The organism is Streptomyces sp. NPDC006294 (genome assembly GCF_042870895.1).
In the GTDB taxonomy this organism is placed as follows: domain Bacteria; phylum Actinomycetota; class Actinomycetes; order Streptomycetales; family Streptomycetaceae; genus Streptomyces.
Genome location: NZ_JBIAHV010000001.1, coordinates 317268 through 343974, shown reverse-complemented (window position 1 = coordinate 343974; position 26707 = coordinate 317268). Strand labels below are relative to the sequence as shown.

Annotated in this window: 18 protein-coding genes; 14 read left to right on the top strand and 4 right to left on the bottom strand. The window is 73.6% G+C overall.

Translation table 11 applies throughout. From position 1 onward, the window contains the following. The 10 genes from ACFYOP_RS01550 to ACFYOP_RS01505 all read left to right on the top strand — a co-directional run bounded on the left by ACFYOP_RS01550 (position 1) and on the right by ACFYOP_RS01505 (position 14515). Positions 1-909 (top strand): carbohydrate ABC transporter permease, encoded by a 909-nt coding sequence (locus tag ACFYOP_RS01550; RefSeq protein WP_388450695.1) that lies wholly within the window; start codon positions 1-3, stop codon positions 907-909. 11 nt (positions 910-920) lie between these two features. Next, positions 921-2186 (top strand): 6-phospho-beta-glucosidase, encoded by a 1266-nt coding sequence (locus ACFYOP_RS01545; protein WP_356889732.1) that lies wholly within the window; start codon positions 921-923, stop codon positions 2184-2186. Continuing rightward, the gene (locus tag ACFYOP_RS01540; RefSeq protein ID WP_356889730.1) at positions 2177-3181 is read left to right on the top strand and encodes a BadF/BadG/BcrA/BcrD ATPase family protein; all 1005 of its coding nucleotides are present in this window, start codon (positions 2177-2179) and stop codon (positions 3179-3181) included. Before ACFYOP_RS01545 ends, ACFYOP_RS01540 begins: the two co-directional genes overlap by 10 nt. 378 nt (positions 3182-3559) lie before the next feature. After that, positions 3560-4954, top strand: coding sequence for a hypothetical protein (locus ACFYOP_RS01535; RefSeq protein ID WP_388450591.1), 1395 nt, complete (start codon positions 3560-3562; stop codon positions 4952-4954). 11 nt (positions 4955-4965) lie between these two features. Next, a complete protein-coding gene (locus ACFYOP_RS01530; RefSeq protein WP_356889728.1) occupies positions 4966-6009 on the top strand; it encodes a glutamate ABC transporter substrate-binding protein in 1044 nt (347 codons plus the stop codon). A gap of 88 nt (positions 6010-6097) precedes the next feature. Beyond that, the gene (locus tag ACFYOP_RS01525; protein WP_356889726.1) at positions 6098-7441 is read left to right on the top strand and encodes a hypothetical protein; all 1344 of its coding nucleotides are present in this window, start codon (positions 6098-6100) and stop codon (positions 7439-7441) included. Next, the gene (locus ACFYOP_RS01520; protein ID WP_356889724.1) at positions 7438-10032 is read left to right on the top strand and encodes a tetratricopeptide repeat protein; all 2595 of its coding nucleotides are present in this window, start codon (positions 7438-7440) and stop codon (positions 10030-10032) included. The genes ACFYOP_RS01525 and ACFYOP_RS01520 overlap by 4 nt, the downstream gene beginning before the upstream one ends. A gap of 3 nt (positions 10033-10035) precedes the next feature. Next, positions 10036-11610, top strand: a complete 1575-nt coding sequence (locus tag ACFYOP_RS01515; protein ID WP_356889722.1) for a PP2C family serine/threonine-protein phosphatase — start codon at positions 10036-10038, stop codon at positions 11608-11610. Between the two features lie 141 nt (positions 11611-11751). Next, positions 11752-13110, top strand: a complete 1359-nt coding sequence (locus tag ACFYOP_RS01510) for a VWA domain-containing protein (RefSeq protein WP_356889720.1) — start codon at positions 11752-11754, stop codon at positions 13108-13110. Positions 13111-13171: 61 nt separating this feature from the next. Further along, positions 13172-14515 carry an FHA domain-containing protein gene (locus ACFYOP_RS01505; protein WP_356889718.1) on the top strand — a complete coding sequence of 448 codons (1344 nt, stop codon included), beginning with the start codon at positions 13172-13174 and terminating at the stop codon, positions 14513-14515. Positions 14516-14581: 66 nt separating this feature from the next. Here the strand turns inward: ACFYOP_RS01505 and ACFYOP_RS01500 are convergent, their stop codons facing one another. Beyond that, positions 14582-15568: a methyltransferase domain-containing protein gene (locus ACFYOP_RS01500; protein ID WP_356889716.1), complete on the bottom strand. Its 987-nt coding sequence runs from the start codon at positions 15566-15568 to the stop codon at positions 14582-14584. Between the two features lie 108 nt (positions 15569-15676). Here ACFYOP_RS01500 and ACFYOP_RS01495 point away from each other — a divergent pair, with 108 nt between their 5' ends. From ACFYOP_RS01495 to ACFYOP_RS01480, 4 genes are all read left to right on the top strand, one after another. Continuing rightward, on the top strand, positions 15677-16081 hold the full coding sequence (locus ACFYOP_RS01495; protein ID WP_356889714.1) for a globin: 405 nt from the start codon (positions 15677-15679) through the stop codon (positions 16079-16081). A 236-nt stretch (positions 16082-16317) separates the two neighbouring features. After that, positions 16318-19686, top strand: a complete 3369-nt coding sequence (locus ACFYOP_RS01490) for an ABC transporter permease (RefSeq protein ID WP_356889712.1) — start codon at positions 16318-16320, stop codon at positions 19684-19686. A 1-nt stretch (position 19687) separates the two neighbouring features. Beyond that, the gene (locus tag ACFYOP_RS01485) at positions 19688-22486 is read left to right on the top strand and encodes an FtsX-like permease family protein (RefSeq protein ID WP_356889710.1); all 2799 of its coding nucleotides are present in this window, start codon (positions 19688-19690) and stop codon (positions 22484-22486) included. Next, positions 22483-23430 carry an ABC transporter ATP-binding protein gene (locus ACFYOP_RS01480; protein WP_356889708.1) on the top strand — a complete coding sequence of 316 codons (948 nt, stop codon included), beginning with the start codon at positions 22483-22485 and terminating at the stop codon, positions 23428-23430. Before ACFYOP_RS01485 ends, ACFYOP_RS01480 begins: the two co-directional genes overlap by 4 nt. A gap of 289 nt (positions 23431-23719) precedes the next feature. On the opposite strand, the gene ACFYOP_RS01475 is transcribed toward ACFYOP_RS01480, so the two are convergent. The 3 genes from ACFYOP_RS01475 to ettA are packed head-to-tail and all read right to left on the bottom strand — an operon-like array spanning position 23720 to position 26522. After that, positions 23720-24385, bottom strand: coding sequence for a hypothetical protein (locus ACFYOP_RS01475; protein WP_356890235.1), 666 nt, complete (start codon positions 24383-24385; stop codon positions 23720-23722). Positions 24386-24393: 8 nt separating this feature from the next. After that, on the bottom strand, positions 24394-24849 hold the full coding sequence (locus ACFYOP_RS01470; protein ID WP_356889706.1) for a thioesterase family protein: 456 nt from the start codon (positions 24847-24849) through the stop codon (positions 24394-24396). A gap of 8 nt (positions 24850-24857) precedes the next feature. Continuing rightward, entirely contained in the window at positions 24858-26522 is a 1665-nt protein-coding gene (gene ettA / locus ACFYOP_RS01465; RefSeq protein WP_356889704.1) for an energy-dependent translational throttle protein EttA, read from the bottom strand. Between the last annotated feature and the right edge of the window lie 185 nt (positions 26523-26707).

The following is a 26707-nucleotide window of genomic DNA, read 5'->3' as shown; positions in this document are numbered from 1 at the left end:
ATGACACCCAGCCCGGCCCGCACGTCCGTCCGCGAGGCGGCCGCCCCGGGCAGCGGGAGCACCGCTGCCCGGCGGGCCGCGCGGCGGCGGGCCGCGCTGGAGTGGATCGCGGTCCACTCGCTGGCGATCGCCGCCGCGCTGTTCTTCCTGCTGCCGTTCGTCTTCGTGTTCCTGACCGCGGTGATGAGCGACGACCAGGCCCTGACCCGGGATCTGTGGCCGCGCACCTGGGAGTGGGACAACTTCGCCACCGTGTGGAACACCCCGGGGTTCCTCGTCTGGTGGCGCAACACGCTGCTCTACGCGGGGCTCGGCACCGTACTCGCCGTCGGCTCCAGCATCCCGGTGGCGTACGCGCTGGCCAAGTTCCGTTTCCGCGGCCGGAATCTGGCGATGATGCTCGTCATCGCGATGATGATGCTGCCGCCGCAGGTCGTCATCGTGCCGATGTACCTCTTCTGGGCGAAGCAGCTGGACCTGGCGGGCACGCTCTGGCCGCTGATCATCCCGTTCGCCTTCGGCAACGCGTTCACGATCTTCCTGCTGCGCCAGTTCCTGCTGACCATTCCCAAGGAGTACACGGAGGCGGCCAGGATCGACGGCTGCGGCGAGTTCCGCACGATGGTGCGGATCGTGCTGCCGATGGCCAGGCCGGCCATCGCGGCCGTGGCCCTCTTCCATTTCTTCTACTGCTGGAACGACTACTTCGGTCCGCAGATCTACGCCTCGGAGAATCCGGCCGCCTGGACCCTGAGCTACGGCCTGGAGTCCTTCAAGGGCGCCCATCAGACCGACTGGAACCTGACCATGGCCGCCACCGTGATGATCATGGCGCCGGTGATCGTGGTCTTCTTCTTCGCGCAAAAAGCCTTCATCGAAGGCGTCACCCTGACCGGAGTGAAGGGCTAGAAAGGCAGTTCATGAAGCTCGCTGTCGTAGGGGGCGGTTCCACGTACACCCCCGAACTCATCGACGGTTTCGCGCGGATGCGCGACACCCTGCCGATCGAGGAACTCGTCCTCGTCGACCCCGCGGCCGACCGGCTCGAACTGGTCGGCGATCTCGCCCGGCGAATCTTCGCCAGACAGGGCCACCCGGGCGAGATCGTCACCACTTCGGACGTCGACGCCGGCGTCGCGGGCGCCGACGCCGTCCTGCTGCAACTGCGCGTGGGCGGGCAGGCCGCCCGTCAGCAGGACGAGACCTGGCCGCTGGAGTGCGGCTGCGTCGGTCAGGAGACCACCGGCGCGGGCGGTCTCGCCAAGGCGCTGCGGACCGTGCCGGTCGTCCTCGACATCGCGGAGCGGGTGCGCCGCGCCAACCCCGACGCCTGGATCATCGACTTCACCAACCCGGTGGGCATCGTCACCCGTGCGCTGCTGCGCGCCGGGCACCGGGCCGTCGGGCTGTGCAACGTCGCCATCGGCTTCCAGCGGAAGTTCGCCGCGCTGATGGACGTGGCGCCGGCCGAGATCCATCTCGACCACGTCGGGCTCAACCACCTCACCTGGGAGACCGCCGTCCGCCTCGGCGGCCCGGAGGGCGAGGACGTCCTGCCGCGGCTGCTCGCCGACCACGGTGACGCCGTCGCCGGCGATCTGCGGATGCCGCGGGAGTTGATCGACCGCCTCGGCGTCGTCCCCTCGTACTACCTGCGCTACTTCTACGGCCACGACGAGGTCGTACGGGAGCTGCGGACCAAGCCGTCACGGGCCGCCGAGGTCGCGGAGATGGAGCGCCGGCTCCTGGAGATGTACGGCGATCCGCAGCTCGACGAGAAGCCGGAGCTGCTCGCCCGGCGGGGTGGCGCCTTCTACTCGGAGGCGGCCGTGGACCTCGCCGCGTCGCTGCTCGGCGGTGCGGGCTCGCCGTACCAGGTGGTCAACACGTACAACAACGGCACGCTCGACTTCCTGCCGGACGACGCCGTCATCGAGGTGCAGGCCGCCGTGGGAACGAAGGGCGCGACCCCGCTGCCGGTGGGCGGCCTCGACCCGCTGTACGCCGGGCTGATCGCGAACGTGACCGCCTACGAGGACCTGGCGCTGGAGGCGGCGCTGCGCGGTGGGCGCGAGCGGGTCTTCAAGGCGCTGCTGGCGCATCCCCTCGTCGCGCAGTACGAGTACGCCGAGAAGCTGACCGACCGCCTGATCGCGCACAACCGGGAGCACCTCGCGTGGGCGTGACCGAGTCCTCCGGGGGGAACCGCGCGAGGACCGCCGCGGCCGTCCTCGCCGTCGACGCGGGGAACAGCAAGACCGACGTGGCCTTCGTCGGCGCCGACGGCTCCGTGCTGGCCTCGGCCCGCGGGCCGGGCTTCCAGCCGTCGAAGGCCGGTGTCACGGCGGCGCTCGACGCCCTCGCGGCCACGGTCGACAAGGCCAGGGCCCAGGGTGGGATCACCGGCGCGGTCGAGCATGTCTCCGCGTGCCTCGCCAACGCCGACCTGCCGGTGGAGGAGCGGCAGTTGACCGACGCCCTGCGCGAGCGGGGCTGGGGGCGCACCACTCAGGTCTACAACGACACGTTCGCGATCCTGCGGGCCGGGGTGGACGAGCCGCGGGGCGTGGCCGTCGTGTGCGGCGCGGGCATCAACTGCGTCGGCATGCTGCCCGACGGCCGCACCGCCCGCTTCCCCGCGCTCGGGAAGATCTCCGGGGACTGGGGCGGCGGCGGGGGCCTCGCGGACGAGGCCCTGTGGCACGCGGCGCGGGCCGAGGACGGGCGCGGGGAGCCGACGGCACTGGCCACGGCCCTGCCCGCGCACTTCGGGGTGGACTCGGTGTACGCGCTGATCGAGGCCCTGCATCTGGGCCGTATCCCCGCGGGGCGCAGGCACGAAATGGCTCCCGTGCTCTTCGCGACGAGCGCGGACGGCGATCCGGTGGCCCGGTCGCTGGTCCACCGGCAGGCGGAGGAGGTCGTGGCGATGGCGACCGTCGCCCTGGAGCGGCTCGGACTCCTCGACGAGGAGGCCCCGGTGCTGCTCGGCGGCAGTGTGCTCGCCGCCCGCCACCCCGAACTCGACGGGCGCATCCGCGAACTGCTCGCGGTCCGGGCGCCGAAGGCGGTCGCCGAGGTGGTGACGACAGCGCCGGTGCTGGGGGCGGTGCTGCTGGGACTGGACCGCGTCGGGGCGCCGCCCGAGGCGATGGCGGCGCTGCGGGAGCACTACGCGTAAGGGTGCCGATACGGGACGACGCCGCTGCGCCCTCCGGGGAGACGGGCGGTGTCGTCCCGTGCCCCTCATGACGCTGTGGGGCCGGGGCGGCTGTCGTACCGTCATGACGCTGTGGGGCAGGGGCGGCTGCCGTACCGTCACGGCTCACTTCTCACACCGGTGCCCCGCGAGGGAACCGATCAAGGCCGGGAAACGTATTCATGGTGGGGACACTGTGGGGAATGTGCGAAGAGGGCGACGGCCTGGCGTCCGGCCAGTAGCAAGATCGCGTCAATTGTGGTGTGAGAGAGTCCCCTGCGGCCATACTTCTGGCCGGGAGCAGTCCCAGGACCCGCCGGAGGGGGGCGGGCCGACGTCAGCGACCAAGGGGGAGGTCACGTGACACACCCGCCGAATGTGCGCACAGCGCCTCAGCCGGCTCGGCAGCCTGCGCCGCCCGCGCAGCCGCCGGCCCAGCCGCCCCTGGCGCGTGGCGCCTGGGACGAGGGCCGACGCAGGCTGCGTGCCGCGGCGACGACGGAGCCGGGGCGGCTGCAGATCATCGGCGCCGTTCTCGCGGTGCTGGTGGTGGCGTTCGGTGCGGTGACGGCGTTCGAGATCTCCGCCCGGGCGGACGCCGCGGACGACGTGGTGAGCCGCAGTCAGCCCCTGAGCGCCGACGCCGCCTCGATCTACCGCTCGCTGGCCGACGCGGACACGGCGGCCTCCAGCGGCTTCCTGGCCGGCATCGAGGAGCCGCCCGAGGTGGCGAAGAGGTACGACGACGACATCGCACTGGCATCCAGGCTGCTTGTCAAGGCGGCGACGAACACCGGCAGTTCGAGTGAATCCGGACAGCAGATAGCCCTGCTGAACGAGGCCCTGCCGCGCTACACGGGACTGATCGAGAGCGCCCGTGCCAACAACCGGCTCGGCCGGCCGCTGGGTGGCGCCTATCTCCGCTTCGCCAACGACCGCATGTCCAGGGACCTGCTGCCCGCCGCCCAGAAGCTGTACGACGCGGAGACCGCGAGGCTCGAGCAGGACGACGAGGACGCCCGGTTCTGGCCCGTCCTCTCCCTGGCGGCCGGCGTGGTGGCGATCGGCGTCCTGGTGTGGGCGCAGCGGCGCAACTACCGCGCCACCAACCGGGTGTTCAACCACGGCCTGGTCGCGGCGACGGCGGGTTCCATGGTCCTGCTGCTCTGGCTCGCGGTGGGGCACACGGTCGCCCGCGCCCAGCTGGACGACGCCGACCTGCACGGACAGCGGTCCCTCAAGGTCCTCGGCGACGCCCGGATCAACTCGCTCAAGGCCCGGGCCAACGAGAATCTGACCGTGGTGGCCCGCGGCGCGGTGCTCACCAACGACGGCAAGAGCGACAAGTACGAGACGGACTACGCAACCGGCATGAAGCAGCTCGGCGAGCAGCTGCACCGGGCGGAGCTGCTGGCCGACGACGAGGACGGCCGCGCGCCCGTCAGGGCCGCGATGTCGGCGGTGTCGGAGTGGCAGGAGCGTCACCAGGACGTCACCAGGACCGACCGGGCCGGTGACTACGACGGCGTGCTCCGCAAGGTCATCGGCGCCGAGGGTTCCACCGGCGAGTCCTTCGACAAGGTCGACGCCGCGCTGAAGAAGGCGCTGGCGCACGAGCAGCGCGAGTTCACCGAGGCGGCCGAGGACGGCCGCGGGGCGCTGTCCGGGCTGCCGGCCGGGGCCGTCGCCCTGGGTGTGCTCGGCGCGGCGGGAGCTGTGCTGGGCATCAACCGCAGGCTTTCGGAGTACCGGTGAGAGGAGGAGCGATGTCGGACACGAAGGCACGTCCGAGCGGCCGGCGCGGCCCGCGCGCTCCGCGCCGGCTGCGCGGCTGGGGCGGCGTCGCCTCCATGGCCGCCGCCTGCGCACTGACCGCCGCCGTGACCCTGCTGCCGCTGTCGCGCGGCGGCGCGGACGTCCTGACGGAGGGCACCGGCCCGGCCGTCACCTCCGCCGTGTCCGCCAAGGCGGACAGCTGCGAGGACCCCGAGGCGTCCCTCACCCCGTCGAGCGCCGACGGGCCCACCGTCGACGCGATCAAGAAGCGGGGCAAGCTGATCGTCGGGGTCGACCAGAACAGCTACCGCTGGGGTTACCGCGACCCGGTCACCAAGAGCCTCGAGGGCTTCGACATCGATCTCGCCCGCGCCATCGCCGACGAGATCGTCGGCAGCCCGGACGCCGTCATCTTCCGCGCCATACCCACCAACCAGCGCATCCCGGCCCTCGAGAACGGCACGGTGGACATCGTGGTGCGCACGATGACGATCAGCTGCAGCCGTATCGAGCAGGTCGCCTTCTCCACCGCCTACTTCCAGGCGGGCCAGCAGGTGCTGGCCCCCAAGAGCTCGAAGATCACCGGGTACGACGCGTCGCTCACGGGCAAGCGGATCTGCTCGGCGGAGGGCTCGACCGCGTACGAGGCGCTGGAGAAGAACAGCTTCGGCGCGACGTTCAAGGACAAGCACGACGGCCTGCCCGACGACGAGGACCTGTTCACGGTGCCCAACCAGCTGGACTGCCTGGTGAGGCTCCAGCAGGGCCTGGTCGACGCGATTGTCACCGACAACGCGCTGGCGGCCGGTCAGGCCGCTCAGGACCCGGCGGTGGAGCTCAAGGGCGACAAGCCCTTCACCACCGAGTACTACGGCGTGGCCGCCAGACTCGGCCACGACGACCTGGTCCGCCGCATCAACAAAGTCCTGGTCGACTACCGCAAGAGCGCCTGGAAGAAGGCGTACGACCACTGGCTCTCGGCCGACCTGCCGGGCATAGCCGGGCCGCCGCAGCCCAAGTACCGGGCGGACTAGGCGGGCAGGTGCAACGCGCCGGACAGGTGTCCACGGCGAGCAGGTTTCCAGCACGACTCGGGCGACGAGAAGAACGGAGAGGTGATCGATGGGCGTCGCGGGACCCTTCCCCGGCTCGGCGGGGAGTCCGCACGGGCCGGTGATGGACCGGGACGAGGTGGACCGTGCGCTGGCGCGGCTCGGGGCCGAGCACGAGGCGGTGGAGACGTCGCTGCTGGCGCTCCAGGACCACGCGGGCCGCAGGCTGCTCGAGGGCGCCGAGCTGACCGGTGTGACGAAGGACCGCTGGGCCGCCGCGGACCGGCAGATCACCCTGCTCTGGTTCTACTTCGACGCCTACACGGCCGCGTTGAACGACATCCGTGAGCTCCGTGCCCGCAGGCGCTGGTCCAGCCGCGAGGACCTGGCCGCGCTGACGGAGCGGCTGCGCGGCCGCAGTGTCACCGTGGCGAGCCCGCCCGGCCACCTGGGGCCGCAGCTCGCCGGCCCGGTCAAGCTGGCGGAGGAGTTCACCCTCGATGAACTCGTCAGCCGGATGAACGAGCTGTACGCGTCGTCCCTGGACATGGTGGTGGCCGCCGACGCGGTGTGGTCGGCGCTGCCCGCCCGTATCGACCTGCTCTCCGCCGAACTGCGGCGCACCCGCTCGCTCGCGCACTCCGTGGGCGTGCGGCCCGGGGAGCACCCCTCCGGCGACGAACTGGAGTCCATCACCCACGAACTGGCCACGCTGCGGGCGCAGGTGGTGTCCGATCCGCTCGCCTTCTGGCGGCCGGGACCCGGCAGCGCCGCGCCCGGAGGCGGCCGGCCGGACACCGAGCGCTACGACCGGGCGGCGCGTGCCCTGGAGGACGTGCGCCGCGAGATCGAGGCGGTGCTCCAGGTCCGGCAGGACTCGGAGGAGCGGCTGATGCGGCTGCGCGACCTGCTCTCCCGCGCCGACCGGACGCTGACGGAGGCCCGCGCCGCCCGCGGGGAGGTCCTCGCCAAGATCGCCGCGTCGGAGGTGCCCGCCGTCAGCGGCCCGCCGACCGCGCTGCAGGAGCGCCTCGCCACGGCCGCCGAGTACCGCAGGCACGCGAAGTGGCACCGGCTCTCGCCGCTGCTGGAGTCCCTGGAGCAGGAGGCGGAGGACGAACTGCGCCGCGCGCGGGAGTCGTTGACGGCCGTCACCGCGCCCCTGGCGGTCCGCGCCGAGCTGCGCGGCCGGCTGGACGCCTACAAGGCCAAGGTCGCACGCCACGGCATGGCGGAGGACTCCCTGCTGATCGAGCGGTACGACGCGGCGCGCCGGATGCTGTGGAGCGCGCCGTGCGATCTGCGCGCCGCGGAACAGGCCGTGCTGCGGTACCAGCACGCGGCGGCGGAAGTCCTGGTGCCCAGGCAGGCCGCGCCGGAGTCGGGGCCTGCCGACCGCGGAGAGGGTTCATGAGCGAGATCAGAAACTGCCAGCGCCCCGGCTGTGACGGCGCGTACGAGGACATGGGCGGCGGCGAGCTGTACTGCGGCACCTGCGGCCTCGCCCCGGTGGTGTCGTCCACCGGCATGGTCTCGTCGCCGCCCACCGGCATCGCCGCCGACGGCCGGGACTCCTCGTCGGCGCGCAGCAGTGCGCGCTCCTCACGGGCGTCCGCGCGTTCTTCTTCGTCGCGCCGGTCGGTGTCGGGGCGGCTGTCGCGTTCGCTGACCGGCGGCAGCACCTCGGCCCGGTCGGTCTCGGTCCGCAGCTCCGGCTCGTCGACGGGGTCGTCGGCGCGCAACCGGCTGGGCGCCGGGCTGGTGACCGTGCCGGACGTGCCGCGGCCCGACCCGCGGTCCGCCGTCATGGCGAACCCCGAGGTGCCCGAGCGCAAGCGGTTCTGCTCACGCTCGGACTGCGGCGCCCCGGTGGGCCGGGCGCGCGGCGACCGGCCGGGACGCACGGAGGGTTTCTGCACCAAGTGCGGCCACCCCTACTCGTTCGTGCCCAAGCTGGGCGGCGGCGACATCGTGCACGGCCAGTACGAGGTCGTGGGCTGTCTGGCCCACGGCGGTCTGGGCTGGGTGTATCTGGCCGTGGACCGGGCGGTCTCCGACCGGTGGGTGGTGCTGAAGGGCCTGCTGGACACGGGCGACCAGGACGCGATGGCGGCCGCGATCTCCGAACGGCGTTTCCTCGCCGAGATCGAGCACTCCAACATCGTCCGGATCTACAACTTCGTCGAGCATCTCGACCAGCGCACCGGCTCCCTCGACGGGTACATCGTCATGGAGTACGTGGGCGGCAAGTCGCTCAAGGACCTCGCCAACGAGCGGCGCGGGCCGGACGGGCGGCGCGACCCGCTCCCGGTCGAGCAGGCCTGCGCGTACGGCATCGAGGCGCTGGAGGCGCTCGGTCATCTGCACAGCAGAAACCTTCTGTACTGCGACTTCAAGGTCGACAACGCCATCCAGCAGCAGGACCAGCTCAAGCTGATCGACATGGGCGCGGTCCGCCGGATGGACGACGACGAGTCCGCCATCTACGGCACGGTGGGCTACCAGGCCCCGGAGGTCGCGGATGTCGGCCCCTCGGTGGCCTCCGACCTCTACACGGTGGCGCGGACGCTCGCCGTGCTGACGTTCGACTTCCAGGGCTACACGAACGTGTTCGTCGACTGTCTGCCGGACCCCGAGAACATCGAGGTCCTGCGGACGTACGAGTCGTTCTACCGCTTCCTGGTGCGCGCCACCGACCCCGATCCGGCACGGCGGTTCGCGTCCGCGCAGGAGATGAGCGAGCAGCTGACGGGCGTGCTCAGGGAGGTCGTCGCCATGCAGACGGGCCGCCCGCGTCCGGCCGTGTCGACGCTGTTCGGCCCGGAGCTGCGGGTGACGGACACGGGCCTGTTCGCCGAGCACGCGGGGGACGTCTCCCGGCTCGGCGCCCGGACCGCCACGGGACGCGGCGGACGTCTCGCCCCGGCCGCGGCCGCCCCGCCGATCCCTCCCGCGCAGACCCCACCCGCGCCGCCGGCCGCCGGTGCGTACGGGGCGGTGCCCGCACCCCGTACGGCCGGCGCCACCGCGCCTGACGCGCCGCCGGCGGGCCCGGCCCCCGCCCCGTATCTCGCCGTCCTCGACACGCGGGCCCACGCGCTGGCGCTGCCCCTGCCCAGGGTCGACCCGAGCGACCCCAACGCGGGCTTTCTCGCCGGGCTGATGGCCGCCGCGCCCGCCGAGCTGATCGCGGCACTGCACACGGCGGCCACGAGCTCCCCCGAGACCAGGCTGCGCGAACTGCGTGCCCGGCTGGAGGCGGGCGACCTGCTGTCCGCGACGACCGCGCTCGCCACCATGGAGACGCAGCAGCCCGACGACTGGCGGGTGGTCTGGTACCGGGGCGTCACCTCGCTGGTGACCGGCGATCACGCGGCCGCGGCGGTGTCCTTCGACGCGGTCTACGACGCGTTTCCCGGCGAGCCCGCGCCGAAACTGGCCCTCGGACTGTGCGCGGAGGTGCTCGGCCAGCTGGACAACGCCGCGGACTACTACCGCCTGGTGTGGACGACCGACCCGAGCCATGTGAGCGCGGCGTTCGGTCTCGCCCGGGTCCAGCTCGCGGCGGGCGACCGCACCGGAGCCGTCCGGACCCTGGAGTCGGTGCCGGAGGCCTCGATCCACTACACGGCGGCGCGAGTGGCGGCCGTACGGGCGAGGTTGCGGCGACGCGCCGTGCACGAGCCGCTGCTGGCGGACCTGTCGGCGGCTGCCGCGCAGGTCGCCGCCCTCGAGCAGCTCGGTCTCGACGCGGTGCGGCGCGAGCAGTTGTCCACAGAGGTACTCGGCACCGCGCTGGACTGGGTACTCTCCGGAAGTCCCGGAAGCGGGCCGTCCGTTCCGCACGCACCGAGCGCACTGCTCGGGAGCGCGCTGGACGAACGCGGTCTGCGCTTCGGGCTGGAACGCTCCTTCCGGGTGCTCGCCCGGCTCGCCCAGCGCGGCGAGGAGCGCATAGAGCTGGTGGAGCGGGCCAACCGCTACCGCCCCCGGACGTGGGTGTGATTGATGGCGCAACAGCACCAGCCGGCCGTCGGGTCGACCTGCCCCGGCTGCGACGAACCTCTGGAGCCCGGTGACCGGTTCTGCGGGGCGTGCGGATACGACCTGTCGGCCGTGCCCGCCGCGGCGCAGGACCGCCCGACCGTGGCCATCAGCACCCCGGTCGACTGGCCGGCGGCCACCGGCACCGACACGACGGGCACCCCTACCCCGACGCAGCGTGCCGCCGACGTTCCCGGCACCGACTCCGACGGCGGAGACCTGCCTCCGACGACCGGTCCCGCCACGGCCGGCCCGGCCGCTCATGTCGACAGCTCCGGCCCGGCCGCCCATGTCGGCACCTCCGGGAGCGCCGAACCCGGGCCGGGGCACGTTCCGGCCGCCCGTCCGGCGGGGCACGGCGAGCACGAGCGGGCCGGTGAGGGCGTGACCGCCGCCGGCGGCCCCGCCGTCCCCGACGGTCCCGGCGCGGGCCCCCCGCCCGCCCCGGTCGTGCGGTTCGACAACCCGCCCTCCGGCGACTTCGAGCTCGCCGCGCCGACCCCGGCGGCCGCGCCCGCTCCGTCCTCCGTGTCCGCTCCCGTCCCGTCCCCCGCCGCCGATCCGCGTGCGGCGGCCGCGACCGGGGCCGCCGTCGCACCGCCCGGCACAAAGGTCTGTGTGGCCTGCCGGGCCGGCCGTGTCGACACGGACGGCTACTGCGAGAACTGCGGCCACGCCCAGCCCCGCGAACGCGACCACATGGAGGCGGAGATCGGTCCCGTCGCCGCGGTCAGCGACCGGGGGCTGCGGCACCACCGCAACGAGGACTCGTTCGCCGTCTCGTCCACCGCCCTGCCGGACGGCTCCCCGGCCGTCATCGCCGTGGTCTGCGACGGGGTGTCGTCGGCGACCCGCCCCGACGAGGCGTCGGCCGCCGCGGCGACCGCGGCCAACGAGCGGCTGCTGGAGGCGCTGCCCCGGGGCACGCACCCGCAGCAGGCCATGCACGACGCCATCGTGGCCGCGGCGGAGGCGGTCAACGCCCTGGCCCAGGAGCCGGAGCCCGGCCCCGGCGACGAACCGCACCGGCACCAGAACGCGCCCGCCTGCACCATCGTCGGCGCGGTGGCGGCAGGGGAACTGCTGATCGTCGGCTGGGTCGGCGACAGCCGCGCCTACTGGGTCCCCGACGACCGTTCGGGGCCGCCCGCCCGGCTGACCGAGGACGACTCGTGGGCCGCGCAGATGGTGGCGGCCGGCCTGATGAACGAGGCGGAGGCGTACGCGGACGAGCGGGCCCACGCGATCACGGGCTGGCTCGGCGCCGACGCGTACGAACTGGAGCCGCACACCGCCGCGTTCAAGCCGGACCGCTCCGGCGTGGTCGTGGTCTGCACGGACGGGCTGTGGAACTACGCGGAGGGGGCCGAGGACATGGCCCGGGCCATCCCCGCGGACGCGTCCGAACGGCCCCTGCACAGCGCGCAGATGCTGGTCGGCCATGCCCTCGACGGCGGCGGCCACGACAACGTAACAGTGGCGGTGCTGCCGTTCGCCGTACCGCGGCAAGGGGCAGGATCGGCCTACGACATGGCTTGACCCGCCCGAGAGGCCGGCCCCGGCCCTCCCGTCGGGGCCCCGGCCGCCTCTCGTCCGCCGCCCGTCAACCTGCCCACCATGCCAACCCCGCCCGCGCAGCCGCTGCCCGCTGCCCGGGCGGAGTCACAAGGAGCCGATCGGATGGCCGTTTTCTCCAAGTCCCAGGTGCCGCAGTTCTCGGTCGAGGTGTACCAGAACGAATACCTCCCGGAGGGCGGCCGCGAGGTCAACGCGATCGTCACGGTCACCTCCACCGGCGGTGGCACCACCGGCGGGGTTCCGCTGCGGGACGCACCGGCGCGGCCGGCCGCCGGGTCGGACCGGGGACCGTCCGCCGGCGTGGTGATCATGGTCGACTGCTCGGGCTCCATGGACTACCCGCCGGAGAAACTGCGCAACGCGCGGGACGCGACGGCCGCGGCGGTCGACACCCTGCGGGACGGTGTCGCCTTCGCGGTGGTCGCCGGCACCCACAAGGCGCTCGAGGTGTACCCGGGCGGCGGGCGGCTCGCCGTCGCGGACCCGGCCACCCGGGCACAGGCCAAGGACGCGCTGCGGAGGCTCACGGCCGGCGGCGGCACCGCGATCGGCACCTGGCTGCGTCTGGCAGACCGGCTGCTGTCCTCCGCCGACCTGGCGATCCGGCACGGCATTCTGCTCACCGACGGGCGCAACGAGCACGAGTCGCCCGAGGATCTGCGCGCCGCTCTCGACGAGTGCGCGGGCCGTTTCACCTGTGACGCCCGCGGGGTCGGCACCGACTGGGAGGTGAAAGAAGTCACAGGCATCGCCTCCGCGCTGCTCGGCACTGCGGACATCGTCGCCGATCCGGGCGGCCTGTCCGCGGACTTCACGCGGATGATGGAGGACGCGATGGGCAAGGAGGTCGCGGATGTCGCGCTGCGGCTGTGGACCCCGGTCGGCGCCGAGATCGCCTTCGTCAAGCAGGTCGCGCCGACCGTCGAGGACCTCACCGGGCGGCGTACGGAGGCGGGCCCGCGCGCGGGCGATTATCCGACCGGCTCCTGGGGCGACGAGTCCCGCGACTACCACATATGTGTGCACGTCCCGCAGGCCGGAATCGGTCAGGAGATGCTGGCGGCACGGGCCTCGCTGATCATTCCGGCCGCGGACGGCGGCACTCCCCAGGTCCTTTCGCACGGGCTCGTACGGGCGGTGTGGACGGACGACGCGGTCGCCTCGACGGCGATCAATCCGCAGGTCGCGCACTACACGGGCCAGGCGGAACTGGCGCAGGTGATCCAGCAGGGCCTCGAGGCCCGGAAGTCCGGTGATCTCGGCGGGGCCACCGCGAAACTGGGCCGCGCGGTGCAGCTGGCGGCACGTTCCGGGAACGAGGACACTGCGAAACTGCTTTCGAAGGTGGTGGACGTCGTCGATGTGGCGACGGGTACTGTGCGACTGAAGGCGAAGGTCGCGGACGCGGACGAGATGACTCTCGAAACCCGCTCCACCAAGACCGTTCGCGTCAAGAAGTAACCACGCACGGACACGAAGTGAACGGCCCTCGGGCCGGATGAGGAGAGGGGGAAGCGCCGACATGCCGACCTGCCCGAACGGACACCAGTCGGGTTCCGACGACTGGTGCGAGGTCTGCGGCCACCGCATGGCTCCTCCCGGCGCTCCCTCGGGAGCCGTACCGCCGCCTCCACCGCCGCCGCCCGGCTACGGCTATCCCGGCCCGGCCGATCCGAACGCGACGGCACAGGCGGAGCTCTGCCCGCAGTGCCGCACCCCGCGCGAGGCCATGGCCCCGTTCTGCGAGGAGTGCCGGTACAACTTCCTCACCCACACGGCGACGTCGTACACGCCGGCGGCGCCGCCCCAGCCGCAGGGCGGGCTCAACCTCCCGCCGGGGTTCCAGTCGCAGCCGGGTCCGCCCGCACCGCCGGCCCAGCAGGGCCCTCCTCCGCCGCCGCCTCACCAGCAGCAGCAACAACAACGTGATCCTTTCGATTACCAGGGTTCGCGGCCCTCGCAGATGAACCGGCCCGCGGAGCCGCTGGGCCAGGAGCAGCCCGGCGACCACCGGCAGCAGCAGCCCGGGGCCTTCCAGCCGCAGGGCGGTCCGCCGCCTCCGCCGTCACCGTTCCAGCAGCAGCCCGGACCTCCGGCCCCGCCCGCCTTCCAGCAGCCGGCGCCGCCCGCGCCGCCGCAGCCTCAGCAGACCGGCGGCGACGACTGGATGCTGCCCCCGCCGTCCCGTACCCAGTCGCCCCCGCCCCCGCCGGGACCGCGGGATCACGGACAGCACGGCCAGGGACCGCAGGGCCAGGGACCGCAGGGTCAAGGTCCGCAGGGTCAAGGCCATCAGCAGCCACAGGGGTACCAGGAGCCGCAGGGGTACCAGGGGCAGCAGGGCCACCAGGGACCGCCGCCGTTCCCGCAGCAGTCGGCGCCCGGCCGGCACCAGCAGGACCCGGGCATGCAGGGCACGCACCCCGGCCAGCCGCAGGCGCCCCGCCACGACGCCGCACCGGCGGGGTGGACTGCCGTGGTCGGGCCGGACCGTGAGTACTTCATGGCGATGATGCAGCGCAGCGGCCCCGAGGCGACCGGGCTCAATCTGCCCGCGTACTCCCCCGAGCAGCATCTGCCGCTCACCGGGGGGCAGATCACCATCGGCCGCCGCCGGCAGTCGACGGGCGAGTCGCCGGACATCGACCTGTCGGTGCCCCCGGAGGACCCGGGTGTCTCGCACCAGCACGCGGTGCTGGTGCAGCAACCGGACGGCTCCTGGGCCGTCGTCGACCAGAACTCGACCAACGGCACCACGCTCAACGGCGCCGAGGACCCGATCCAGCCGTATGTCCCCGTGCCGTTGAACGACGGCGACCGGGTGCACGTCGGCGCCTGGACGACGATCACCGTCCGCCGCGGCTGAGCCCAGCCGCGGCGGCGGCGATCCTGCTGCCGACAACCATGGATACGCGGCCCGCGCCGCGAGCGTTCAGACGCCGGACAGCCCGAGGGGCCAGACGTAGGACCCCTCGGGATCGTCCAGCCACGCCCACTGCCGCTCGCCGCGCACCGTGACCCCGAAGCGCTCGCGCCCGGGCCGGTGTTCCCGCTCCCACAGGGACAGCGCCTCACGAGGGTCGAGCGAGCCCGCGCTCAGGCTCAGCAGGAAGCGGAAGAGGTCGTCCTCGGCCACTCCCCTGGGCAGGCCGCCGGTCCGCACCTGCTCGGGCAGGGCTCGGCCGCGCAGCGGCACGAAGTACGCCGAGGTGGGCAGGAAACGCCCCTCGGCGAAGCGGGCGCCCGCGCCGTGGCCCACCCGCAGGGCGATGATCCCGGTGGACAGCGGCGTGACGATACGGGCGCCGTCGGTGCACTGGGCGGGCCATGCGGAGGGCACCGACGTCAGGGCGCACGTCGCGATGACGCCGTCGAAGGGGGCGCGCTCGGGACACCCACGCGCCCCGTCGCCGGTGACCACGGTGGGGTGGTATCCGGCGGCCGACAGGTGCACACGGGCGGACTCGGTGATCTCCGGGTCCAGGTCGACGGTCGTGACCGCCGCGTCGCCGAGCCGGTGCGCGAGCAGTGCCGCGTTGTAGCCGGTGCCCGCGCCGATCTCCAGCACGCGGTCCCCGTCGGCGACCTCGAGCGCGTCCAGCATCAGGGCCATCAGGGACGGCTGGCTGCTCGACGAGACGAGATCGCCGTCACGCAGCCGTGTGGCCAGCGGCTCGTCCTTGTACGCGCCGCGCAGCCATCCGGCCCGGCGCCCCGGGTCGGGGTCCTCGCACCACAGGCGCTCGTAGGCGCCGGCGCGGGCGGTGAAGTAGTAGGGCACGAACAGATGCCGGGGCACCTCCTCGAACGCCGCCCGCCAGGCCGGATCGGCCAGCTCTCCCGCGGCCGCGATCTCGCGCACCATGGCCCGCCGCGCCTTCGCGGCGGGCTCGGCGAAACGGTCCACGGCCTGTCCCATACGCCCACTTTCCTGCGCAGTCGCCCGGGAAGCGAGCCACCGTGCCGTACGGGACGGGGAGTCCTAGGCCCTCGGTCCTCGGCCGGTGGGTCTGAGAGCATGGGGTGCGTGAATGAGATTCCGCGCGGAACGCTTCAGGAGCAGACCTTCTACGAGCAGGTCGGCGGCGAGGAGACCTTCCGGCGCCTCGTCCACCGCTTCTACGAGGGCGTCGCCGAGGACCCGCTGCTGCGGCCGATGTATCCGGAGGAGGACCTGGGCCCCGCCGAGGAGCGGCTCGCGCTCTTTCTGATGCAGTACTGGGGCGGGCCGCGCACCTACAGCGACCGCCGCGGGCACCCCCGGCTCCGGATGCGCCACGTCCCCTTCACCGTCGACCGCGCCGCCCACGACGCCTGGCTGCGGCACATGCGTACGGCGCTGGACGAGCTGGGCCTCGCCGAGGAGCACGAGCGGCAGCTGTGGGACTACCTCACGTATGCCGCGGCCTCGATGGTGAACACACCCGACTGACCGACCGTCCCTCTGCCCGTACCGCCCCACGCCACAGCGGCCACCTGTCCCATGCCGCCCGCCGCGTCACGAGGCCGACGCGACGGGCGCGGAATCCGGCGATCGGTCGCCGGATAACGGTCACGATCGGGTCAAGGTCCTGCCGCAAGCGGTTTCCACGAACGGGTGTGCTCTGAAAGCATCCGGGGACAGTGGGGCGTCCGGGGACGCCGCCGGGCGGTCCGGGTGGGGGATGGGTGACGGGGTTCGTACTACTGCGCGTCAGAGCGCACCGGCTGCTGCTCGCGGCGGCGCTCCTCGCCGTGCTTCTCACGACGTGTGTGCTCGCCTCGCTCGCCGCGTTCTCCGGTTCCGTCGGGGACGCCGCGCTGCGGCACACTCTCGGCGGCCGGGACGCGGCCGCCGCCGCGCTGACCGTCACCGCCAAGGTCCCGCCGGAGCGCCGCGAGGCGGCCGAGGAGGCCGTCGTCCGAGGGGCCGAGCGGTCCTTCGACGGGCTGCCCGTGACGGTGCGCGGCCTCCAGCGCTCCGGGCCGTACGCCCTGCCTCGGTCCCTCCAGGACCCGGCTGCCCGCAAGGGCGAGCCCGACCTCACCCATTTCGCCGCTCTCGACGCGACCCGGGTCACGATGGTGTCCGGGACCCGCCCGGGTCCCGCGGACGCCGGGGCGGTGCCGGTCGCACTGCCGGAGGTGGCCGCCCGGCAGCTGGACCTGAGGCCCGGCGCCCGCCTGACCCTCACCGACCGGCTCTCCGACAAACCGATCGCCGTCCGACTGACCGGCCTCTACCGGCCGGCCGACACCACGGATCCGTACTGGCAGCTCGACAGCCTCGGCGGCCGCGGCGTGCGGTCCGTGGTCTTCACCACCTACGGACCGCTCCTCGCGCATCCCTCGGTCCTCACCTCCGGCCGAGTCGCCGCGGGAGACACGGCGTGGCTGGCCACCGCCGACTTCCGCACCGTCACCACCGACCGCATCGGCGCGCTGCGTGCCACCGCGACGAGCGGCCCCGAATCACTGACGAAGGAACCGGCGTTCGCGTCCGGCGCGACCGTGCGCACCTCGCTGCCGACCGTGCTGGCCCAGAGCGAGCGGGCGCTGCTGGTCGCCCGGTCCACCCTGCTGATCGTCGCGGTGCAGCTGGTGCTGCTCGCCGGGTACGCGCTGCTGCTGGTGGCCCGGCTCCTCAGCACGGAACGGTCCGGCGAGACCGATCTGCTGCGCGCCCGCGGCGCGTCACGCGGGCGCATCGTCTCGCTGGCCTTTGTCGAGGCGCTCCTGCTCGCCCTTCCGGCGGCTCTCTGCGCGCCGCTGCTCTCGGGGCCGTTGACGCGGCTGCTCGCCGAGCACTCCGCCCTCGCCAGGAGCGGTCTGCGGCTCGGCGAGGCGCCGACGGCGCAGGTGTGGCTGGTGGCCGCGGGCGTCGCGGTGTGCTGCGCGGCAGCCGTCGTGGCACCGGCACTGGCCGCCGCGTCCGGCGCGCTGCGGCTGCGGCGTGCCCGCGGCGGCGCACTGCCGGCGCCGGTCCGGGCCGGGGCCGACGTGGGGCTGCTGGCCGTCGCGGCCGTCGCGTACTGGCAGTTGGACCGGCAGACCGGTTCAGCCGGCGGCGGGGCGATCAGCGGTGACCGCGAGGGCGACCTGGGCATCGACCCGCTGCTGGTCGCCGCTCCGGCCCTCGCGCTGCTCGCGGGCACGGTCCTGACGCTGCGTCTGCTGCCGCCGGCGGCCCGGCTCGCGGAGCGCCGCGCCGCAGGCGGCCGGGGGCTGCCCGCCGCGCTCGCGGGCTGGCAGTTCAGCCGCCGCCCGTTGCGCGGCGCCGGGCCCGTGCTGCTGCTGGTGCTCGCGGTGGCGATGGGCATGCTGGCGATCGGGCAGAGCGCCTCCTGGGACCGGTCGCAGAGCGACCAGGCCGACTTCCGGACAGGCGCGTCGGTGCGGGTGGCGGACAACGGGACGGGCCGGCCGGGAGACATCGGCCTGTACGCGTCCGTGCCCGGGGTGCGGGAAGCGGCTCCCGCCCACCGCGCTCCCCTGGTGCTGTCCGGCAACCGGACCGCGACCGTGCTGGCGATCGACACGGCCCGCGCGGACGAGCAACTCCTGCTGCGGGACGATCTCGCGGACGAGCCGCCCGGCTCGCTGCTCGGGGCGGCCACCGCCGCGAAGACGGTCCGCCCCGGCGTGGTGCTGCCCGACGACGCCCGCCGGCTCGCCCTCGACCTGCGGATCGCCGACGAGACCCCCTCCGATGGGTCGCTCCCGGGGGTGGCGCCGCAGGTCACGGTCATCGTCGAGGACCGCTACGGCCTGGCGTACCGGATGCCGGCCGGGAGGGTGGCCGCCGACGGCCGCGTCCGCACGGTGACCTTCGCCCTGGACCAGTCCTCCTCCCGAGGACCCACCGCACCCGCCGGCCCGCTGGCCCTGACCGGACTGCGCCTCGACGGCGAGATCCCGGACGGACCCCGCAGGACGCACCGCCTGACCGTCGAGCGGCTGCGCACCACCGGCGCCGACGGGACCGTGCGCACCGTCACGGCACCGGCCGACCCGCGCTGGGAGGGCGGCTACACCGAGATCCCGGACGGCGAGCCGGGGACCTCCCGGCCGCTGCGCCCCACCGCTTCCGGATCCAGGCCGCTGAGCCTCGGCTACGGCATCGGGCCGGCCCCGAATGCGGTGAACGCCTGGGGCCACCCCGTCCCTTCCGATTTCAGCGTTCTCGTCAGCGCCACGCGGCCGGCCCCGCCCCCGCAGATCGCGGCCGTCGCCACCGACGCGTTCCTGCGCGCGTCCGGAGCCGAGCGTGGCGACGTCATCGACGTGACGCTGGCGGGTGAGTCGCTGAAGGCCGAGATCGTCGGAACCGCGCGGGCCCTGCCGACGACCGGACCGGGTGTCACCGGCACCGTGGCCGCGGACGGCGAAGAGACCGCGGCCGACCGGCAGAACGCCGACGGCGGAGCCCTCCTGCTGGACCTGCCGACGGTCAACACCGCGATCGCCGCCCGGGGAGGTTCGTCGCTGAGGCCCACCGAATGGTGGCTGAGCACCGAGCCCGGCAAGGCCGGGGAGGTCGCGAAGGCCCTGCGTGAGCGACCCGACGCCGACCCCGGTGAGGTGCTCGTACGGGACGAGGCCGCGGACGAACTGCTCGGCGACCCGCTCGGCGCCGGGCCCCGCTCCGCGCTGATGGCGGTGGCCCTGGCCGCGGCGGCGCTCGCCGCAGTCGGGTTCGCCGTCAGCGCGGCCGGTTCGCTGCGGGAACGGAGCGCCGAACTCGCCGTACTGCGCGCCCTGGGCGCACCGCGCCGTCAGCTCGCCCGGCTGGTCGCGGCGGAGCAGAGCGTGTTGATCGGCATCGCGCTGCTGGTGGGCATCGCCCTGGGGGCCGTGCTGACCCGGGCCGTGGTGCCGCTGATCGTCCTGACCGGACAGGCCACCCAGCCCCTTCCGCGGGTGCTGGTCGAACTTCCCGTGGACCAGGTGGGTCTGCTCCTCGCCGGGGTCGCCGCACTGCCGCTTCTGATCGTCGCCGTCATCGCCCTGCGTCGCGCGGACCCCGCGGTGACTCTGCGCCACCGGGGGGACAACTGACATGAACCCGCGCTCCAGCAACCCCGGCGGGCGTGCCCGTACGGTGGCCCCGTGGGTCAGGACCCGGCTGCGCACGGCACCCGGGGCGGCCGTCGCGTTCGGTGTGCTCGTCCTGCTCACGTCGTTCCTCGCTGCCGCGTTCCCCCGCGCCGTCGACGCGTACGAGAACCACGGCCTGCGGTACGACCTGACCGACGCCTCCCCCTCCCGCAGCGTGCTGGAGGTGAGCACACCGCAGCCACCGCTCGGGATCCCGGAAGCCGCCAGGGAGGAGTCGCTGCGCCCCAAGCGGCTCGCCGACGCCCACCGGGCCGTGGCCGGGATGTTTCCGGAGCCGCTGCGCGTGGACCCCGCGCAGTCCGCGCACGGTGTGGAGACCGCCAAGCCCCTGGAGGGGATGGACCCCTGGCTGCCGCGCCCCCAGGGCGCGTCGCCCGAGTTCGCGCTCGTGGCGCAGAACGGGCTCGCGGCGCACTCCGCCGTACGTGAGGGCCGGCTGCCGAAGGCCGACGGCCGGGTCACGTCCGCCACCAAGGACCTCGAGGCCGCGGTCACCGCTGAGACCGCGAAGGCGCTGGGCCTCGAGGCCGGCTCCGTGCTGCATCTGGGGGAGCCCGGGCCCGCCGCGCTGACCGTACGGATCACGGGCATCGTCGACCCGCGCGACCCGCGGGGCAGTTACTGGTCCGCCGACCCCCGGCTGCGCGCCCCGGGGCTCCTGGTCCAGCCCGGGAGCAGCCCGCCGACGGTCTACTGGAACGCCTCCCTGCTGATCGCGCCCGCCGCCGCCCCCGCGCTGCTGGGCACCCTCGGCGAGCCCCAGCCGTACTGGCGCTTCGCCCCGGCCACCGGGCACCTCACCACACACGACGTCCCGGCCCTCACCGACCGGATCGCGTCCCTCGAAGGCGGCCCCGCGCTGCTCGAGATCAAGGGCGCCGTCGACGTGAACGCCGCCCTCACCACCGACATGGACGGCATCCTCGCCTCCTACACCACGATGCGCGACGCCATCGCACCGGTCGTCGCCGTCGCCGCCGTCGGGATCGGCGCCGTCGCCGCCGTCGTGCTGGCCATGACGGGCGGGCTGTTCGCCGCCCGGCGCCGGGCCGAACTGGCCCTGCTGCGCTCCCGCGGCGGCTCGCTGCGCGGCATCGGCCGCCGACTGCTGGCCGAGACCGCCGTCGTCGCCCTGCCCGCCGCGGCGGCCGGCCTGGTCCTCGCGGTCCTCGTCGTCGGCGAGGCGAGACTGCTGCCCGCGGTGACCGGAACGGGTGCCGTCGCGGTCATGGCCTGCGCCGTGCTGCCGGTGCGCGCGGTCACCCGGCACCGCAGACCCCGCGTGCCCGGCGAACGCGACGACGTGGTGCTCGCCAGACCGTCCACGCGCCGCACGGTCGCCGAACTCACCCTGCTGATACTGGCCGTCGGCGCGGTCGTCGCACTGCGGCGGCGCGGCACCTCCGACGGCGCCGACCATCTCGTGAGCGCCGCGCCCGTGCTGGTCGCCCTGATCGCCGCCGTCGTCCTCGTACGGCTCTACCCGCTGCCGCTGAGGTGGGCCGCGCGGCCCGCCGGCCGGCTGCGCGGGGCGGTCGGCTTCCTCTCCCTCGCCCGTACCGGGCGCTCCTCCGCCGGCGGCGCCCTTCCGCTGCTGGCCCTGCTGGTCGCGCTCAGCACGGCCGCGTTCGGCGGCTCGGTCCTCGCGGGTGTCGCGGACGCGCGGGACCGGGCGTCGATTCTGGCGACGGGCGCGGACGCACGCGTCTCCAGTCCCGGTGACACGGTGCCGCTCCCGAAGGGAGCGGAACGGGCCGTGGCGGGGGTTCCCGGCGTCCAGGACGTGACAGCGGTCCAGATCGAGCACGCGCTGACCCTGCCCGCCCGGAACCAGGCCGACCGGTCCACCCCGCTCGCCGTCTCACTCGTCGGCGCCGACCCCGGCGCCTACGCCCGCCTCGCCCGGGACCTGGGCCTCGGGGCCTTCCCCGCCGACGCGCTCAGGACCGCACCGGCCGGCAGCTCCGGGGGCGAGCCCGTCCTGCGTGCAGTCGCCTCACCCGGCGTCGCGGAAGTGCTCGGCAAGGGGACGCACCGCATCGACTCGATCGCCGGCGCCTTCACCGTCCGGATCGCCGCCGTACGGCCCAGGACCCCGGCCGTGTCCTCGGCGGAGTTCCTCGTCGTCGACGGCTCACAGCTCACCCACCGCGCGCCGACCGCACTGCTGGCCACCGGCACCGGCATCAACGGCAAGGCACTGCGCGCGGCCGTCCGGGGCATGGACGACGACCTCACTGTCCGGCTGCGCACCGAGGCACGGGCAGCCTTCACCGACTCGCCGCTGCAGTCCGGCGCCGAACGGATCTACGCGGCCGCCGTCGCCGCCGGCGCGGGCTACGCCGTGCTCGCCCTGCTGCTCTCGCTCATGCAGGCCGCGCCCGAACGCGCCACCCTGCTGGCCCGGCTGCGCACCATGGGCCTCACCACCCGGCAGGGCCGCCAACTGCTCGGCCTCGAAGCGCTCCCCCAGGCGCTGCTCGCCGCGGTGGGCGGCGTGCTCGTCGGCTGGGCCACGATCCAGCTCCTCGCGCCGGGAGTGGACCTGGTACGGCTGGCACTCGCGGCCGCGCCCGGTCTCGCCCCCGTGGACAGCGCGTCGCTGCGGGCCGACCCGTGGTCCCTGGCGGTCCCCGCGGCCGCCGTGGTGCTGCTCGCGGGAACGGTCGCCACCGTGCAGGCCTGGTGGGCGGGGCGCCGCGGATCGATCACCGAACTCAGGGCAGGAGACACGCGATGACCGACACCACCCTGGAGCAGCTGGAGAAACGCGCCGCTGCCCACCGCGACCGGCCCTCCTACGGGCACGACGCGCTGATCACCTGCGACCGCCTGGTGCGGATCTTCGCCTCCGACGGGGTGGAGGTACAGGCCCTTCAGGGCCTCGACCTGCTCGTCAAGGACGGCGAACTGATGGCCCTCGTCGGCGCGTCGGGCAGCGGCAAGTCGACCCTGATGAACATCCTGGCCGGCCTCGACGTCCCCTCCGCGGGCGCCGCGAGGGTTGCCGGCTGCGACCTGCTCACCATGGACGCCAGGGCCCGGCTGCGCTACCGCCGCGAGGTCGTGGGCTTCGTCTGGCAGCAGACCGCCCGCAACCTGCTGCCGTACCTGACGGCCGCGCAGAACGTCGCCCTGCCCATGCAGTTGCGCGGCGGCGTCGACCGCCGGCGCAAGGCCGAACGCGTCCAGGAACTGCTCGCCATGCTCGGCGTCGCCGACTGCCGCGACCGGCGCCCCCACCAGATGTCCGGCGGCCAGCAGCAGCGCACCGCCATCGCCGTCGCCCTCGCCAACTCGCCCGCCGTGCTACTCGCCGACGAGCCGACGGGCGAACTGGACTCGGCCACCGGCGAACAGGTCTTCGCCGCCTTCCGCCGCGCCAACGAGGAGCTCGGCACGACCATCGTGATCGTCACCCACGACCAGGCGGTCGCCGGCGAGGTCCGCCGCACGGTCGCCATCCGCGACGGCCGCACCTCCTCCGAGGTCCTCCGGCGCACCGAGATCGACGCCGAGGGCCAGGAGTCGGTGGTCGCCCGCGAATACGCGATGCTGGACCGCGCCGGCCGCCTCCAGCTGCCCGCCGACTACACGGCGGCCCTGGGCATGGAACACCGCGTGATGCTCGAACTCGAACAGGACCACATCGGCGTCTGGCCCGACGACGCCCCCGACCGCTGAGGCGCTTTGGCGGGGCCGGTGGGCGGTGCGGCGCCCCCGCGGGGCCGGTGGGGGGTGCGGCGCCCCCGCGGGGCCGGTGGGGGTCCGGCGCCCCAGCGGGTCCCTGCCGGGTGGGTGGTGCGGGGGGGCGGGGGCCCGGGGGGGTGTCCGGACACCGAACGACACGGACCGGGCAGGGCCCGCAAGCACAACCAGGCCGGCCCGCGCCCGGACACGCAACCAGGACCGTCCGGGCCACGCCCCGGAGACGTACTCCGGAGCCGGGGCCCGCCCGGAAACGCCGGGACCGCTACCCGTGACTCGGGCTGAGCGTGAGCCCGCCGAGCGGCCCGCCCGTGCGGACCGCGACCGACCCGAACGGCGTGCGCAGCCTCAGCCACGTCCCCGTAGACAGCAGCTCCACCGGCGCCCCGGCCCGCAGGAACCCGAGCGACTGCGCCGCGTGGACCGCACGCAACGGCAGACCCGTCCCGCCGACCGTGCGCGACCAGATCTCGCGGCCGATGCGGTCCCGCTCCGCACGGGTGCGCCGCTCCGCGGGAAGCGCCTCGTCCCGCTCGCGGAACTCGGCGACCGCCGCCGCGACCGCGCCCCGCATCGCGGAGGCGTCCGGCAGTCCGGGCACTGCGCGCCAGCCGCCGCGCGGCGGGAGGACGCCCGCCCACGGCGGGCCGGTGACCGCGCCCGGCACGGCGAACTCCGCGCCGCCCAGCGACTCCAGCAGTTCGCCCGCGGAGACGGTGACGTCCAAGTGGGCCGCCTCCACGAGCCGCGCCGTGCGAATGGCGAGGACCTCGAAGGACGGCGGACGCCCGAACACCGCGAGCGCCGGCCCCTGGGCCTGCAGCCGCACCGCGGCGGCGCGGTCGTAGTGGATCAGCCGGGCGAGGAAGGCGGAGAGGTCCTCCGCCTCCCTCTCGTCGGCGAGCCGCAGACTCTGCACGGGTACGGACATGGGCGTGCTCATGCGACGAGGGCGGCCTTGCCCGCGTCGTCGAGGTACTGCTCGAGGAAGGACTTCTCCTCGGCGGTGATCCGCCGGGGCCGCTGCGCCTCGAGGTCGAACGGCACGACGACGGTCGAGGCCCGCACATACACCTGCGCGGGATCCGCCTTCGCGGGATCGTCCGCTTCCTTGACCTCGTACGCGATGGTCAGGGACGCGGCGTTGATCTTGGTCACCCACGACTCGATGATCACCGGCTCGTGCCGATGGACCAGCGGCCGCACGTAGTCGATCTCGTGCCGCGCGACCACCGAGCCGCCGGAGAACGACGGCGAGCCGTCCCCCGGCGCCAGCCGGAACATGAAGTCGATCCGCGCCTCTTCCAGATAACGCAGGAAGACGACGTTGTTGACGTGCCCGAAGGCGTCCATGTCCGACCAGCGGAGCGGGCAGCGGTAGATGTGACGGGCCATGCTCGGCATCAGCCCCGGGTGAGCTTCTTGTAGGTGGCGCGGTGCGGACGGGCCGCGTCGGCGCCGAGGCGGTCGATCTTGTTCTTCTCGTACGACTCGAAGTTGCCCTCGAACCAGTACCACTTGGAGTCGCCCTCGTACGCCAGGATGTGGGTGGCGACCCGGTCGAGGAACCAGCGGTCGTGGGAGATGACCACGGCCGCGCCGGGGAACTCGAGCAGCGCGTTCTCGAGCGAGGACAGCGTCTCGACGTCGAGGTCGTTGGTGGGCTCGTCGAGGAGCAGCAGGTTGCCGCCCTCCTTGAGCGTCAGCGCGAGGTTCAGGCGGTTGCGCTCACCACCGGAGAGGACACCGGCCGGCTTCTGCTGGTCCGGGCCCTTGAAACCGAACGCGGAGACGTACGCGCGGGACGGCATCTCGACCTGGCCGACGTTGATGTAGTCCAGCTCGTCCGACACGACGGCCCAGAGGGTCTTCTTGGGGTCGATGTTGGCGCGGGTCTGGTCGACGTAGGAGATCTTGACCGTGTCACCGATCTTGATCTTGCCGGAGTCCGGCTCCTCGAGGCCCTGGATCATCTTGAACAGCGTGGTCTTGCCCGCGCCGTTCGGACCGATGATGCCGACGATGCCGTTGCGGGGCAGCGTGAAGGACAGGTCGTCGATGAGGACCTTGTCGCCGAAGGCCTTGCTGAGGTTCTCGACCTCGACGACGACCGAGCCCAGCCGCGGGCCCGGCGGGATCTGGATCTCCTCGAAGTCCAGCTTCCGCATCTTGTCCGCCTCGGCGGCCATCTCCTCGTAACGGGCGAGACGGGCCTTGGACTTGGACTGGCGGCCCTTGGCGTTGGACCGGACCCACTCCAGCTCTTCCTTGAGCCGCTTGGCGCGCTTCTCGTCCTTGCGGCCCTCGACCTTGAGGCGGGTCGCCTTCTTGTCGAGGTACGTGGAGTAGTTGCCCTCGTAGGGGAGCGCGCGGCCGCGGTCGAGCTCGAGGATCCACTCGGCGACGTTGTTCAGGAAGTACCGGTCGTGAGTGACGGCGACGACGGCGCCCGCGTACTTCGACAGGTGCTGCTCCAGCCAGTTCACCGACTCGGCGTCGAGGTGGTTGGTGGGCTCGTCGAGGAGGAGCAGGTCGGGGGCCTCGATCAGCAGCTTGCAGAGCGCGACGCGGCGCTTCTCGCCACCGGAGAGGTTGACCACCGGCCAGTCGCCGGGCGGGCAGCCCAGGGCGTCCATGGCCTGCTCCAGCTGGGCGTCGAGGTCCCAGGCGCCTGCGTGGTCGAGGTCTTCCTGGAGCTTGCCCATCTCTTCCATGAGCGCGTCCGAGTAGTCGGTCGCCATGAGCTCAGCGACCTCGTTGAAGCGCTTGAGCTTGCCCATGATTTCCGCGGCGCCGTCCTGGACGTTCTCCAGCACGGTCTTCGACTCGTCCAGCTTCGGCTCCTGCATGAGGATGCCGACGCTGTAGCCGGGCGAGAGGAACGCATCGCCGTTGGAGGGCTGCTCCAGTCCGGCCATGATCTTCAGCACGGTGGACTTACCGGCGCCGTTGGGGCCGACCACACCGATCTTCGCACCGGGCAGGAAGCTCAGCGTCACGTCATCGAGGATGACCTTGTCGCCGTGCGCCTTGCGCGTCTTGCGCATCGTGTAGATGTACTCAGCCAAGAGAAACCGTCCGGCAGGAAGTGGGTGGGCAGATACACCCATCTTGCCGTACGCCGCCCCTCGGACGGAAACCGCGCCCACGGCCCGCCGGCGCCCCGCCGCCGTACGCGCAGGCCGGGGACGCGCCGACGGGCCCGGACCTCGGGTCCGGGCACGGCAGAGGGCCCGGCACACCCGTGCCGGGC

Excerpts from the sequence above, each read along its gene's own strand:
- ACFYOP_RS01550 (WP_388450695.1), top strand. The coding sequence starts at position 1 with ATGACACCCAGCCCGGCCCGCACGTCCGTCCGCGAGGCGGCCGCCCCG.
- ACFYOP_RS01545 (WP_356889732.1), top strand. The coding sequence starts at position 921 with ATGAAGCTCGCTGTCGTAGGGGGCGGTTCCACGTACACCCCCGAACTC.
- ACFYOP_RS01530 (WP_356889728.1), top strand. The coding sequence starts at position 4,966 with ATGTCGGACACGAAGGCACGTCCGAGCGGCCGGCGCGGCCCGCGCGCT.
- ACFYOP_RS01525 (WP_356889726.1), top strand. The coding sequence starts at position 6,098 with ATGGGCGTCGCGGGACCCTTCCCCGGCTCGGCGGGGAGTCCGCACGGG.
- ACFYOP_RS01520 (WP_356889724.1), top strand. The coding sequence starts at position 7,438 with ATGAGCGAGATCAGAAACTGCCAGCGCCCCGGCTGTGACGGCGCGTAC.
- ACFYOP_RS01515 (WP_356889722.1), top strand. The coding sequence starts at position 10,036 with ATGGCGCAACAGCACCAGCCGGCCGTCGGGTCGACCTGCCCCGGCTGC.
- ACFYOP_RS01510 (WP_356889720.1), top strand. The coding sequence starts at position 11,752 with ATGGCCGTTTTCTCCAAGTCCCAGGTGCCGCAGTTCTCGGTCGAGGTG.
- ACFYOP_RS01505 (WP_356889718.1), top strand. The coding sequence starts at position 13,172 with ATGCCGACCTGCCCGAACGGACACCAGTCGGGTTCCGACGACTGGTGC.
- ACFYOP_RS01500 (WP_356889716.1), bottom strand. The coding sequence starts at position 15,568 with ATGGGACAGGCCGTGGACCGTTTCGCCGAGCCCGCCGCGAAGGCGCGG.
- ACFYOP_RS01485 (WP_356889710.1), top strand. The coding sequence starts at position 19,688 with ATGAACCCGCGCTCCAGCAACCCCGGCGGGCGTGCCCGTACGGTGGCC.
- ACFYOP_RS01480 (WP_356889708.1), top strand. The coding sequence starts at position 22,483 with ATGACCGACACCACCCTGGAGCAGCTGGAGAAACGCGCCGCTGCCCAC.
- ACFYOP_RS01475 (WP_356890235.1), bottom strand. The coding sequence starts at position 24,385 with ATGTCCGTACCCGTGCAGAGTCTGCGGCTCGCCGACGAGAGGGAGGCG.
- ACFYOP_RS01470 (WP_356889706.1), bottom strand. The coding sequence starts at position 24,849 with ATGGCCCGTCACATCTACCGCTGCCCGCTCCGCTGGTCGGACATGGAC.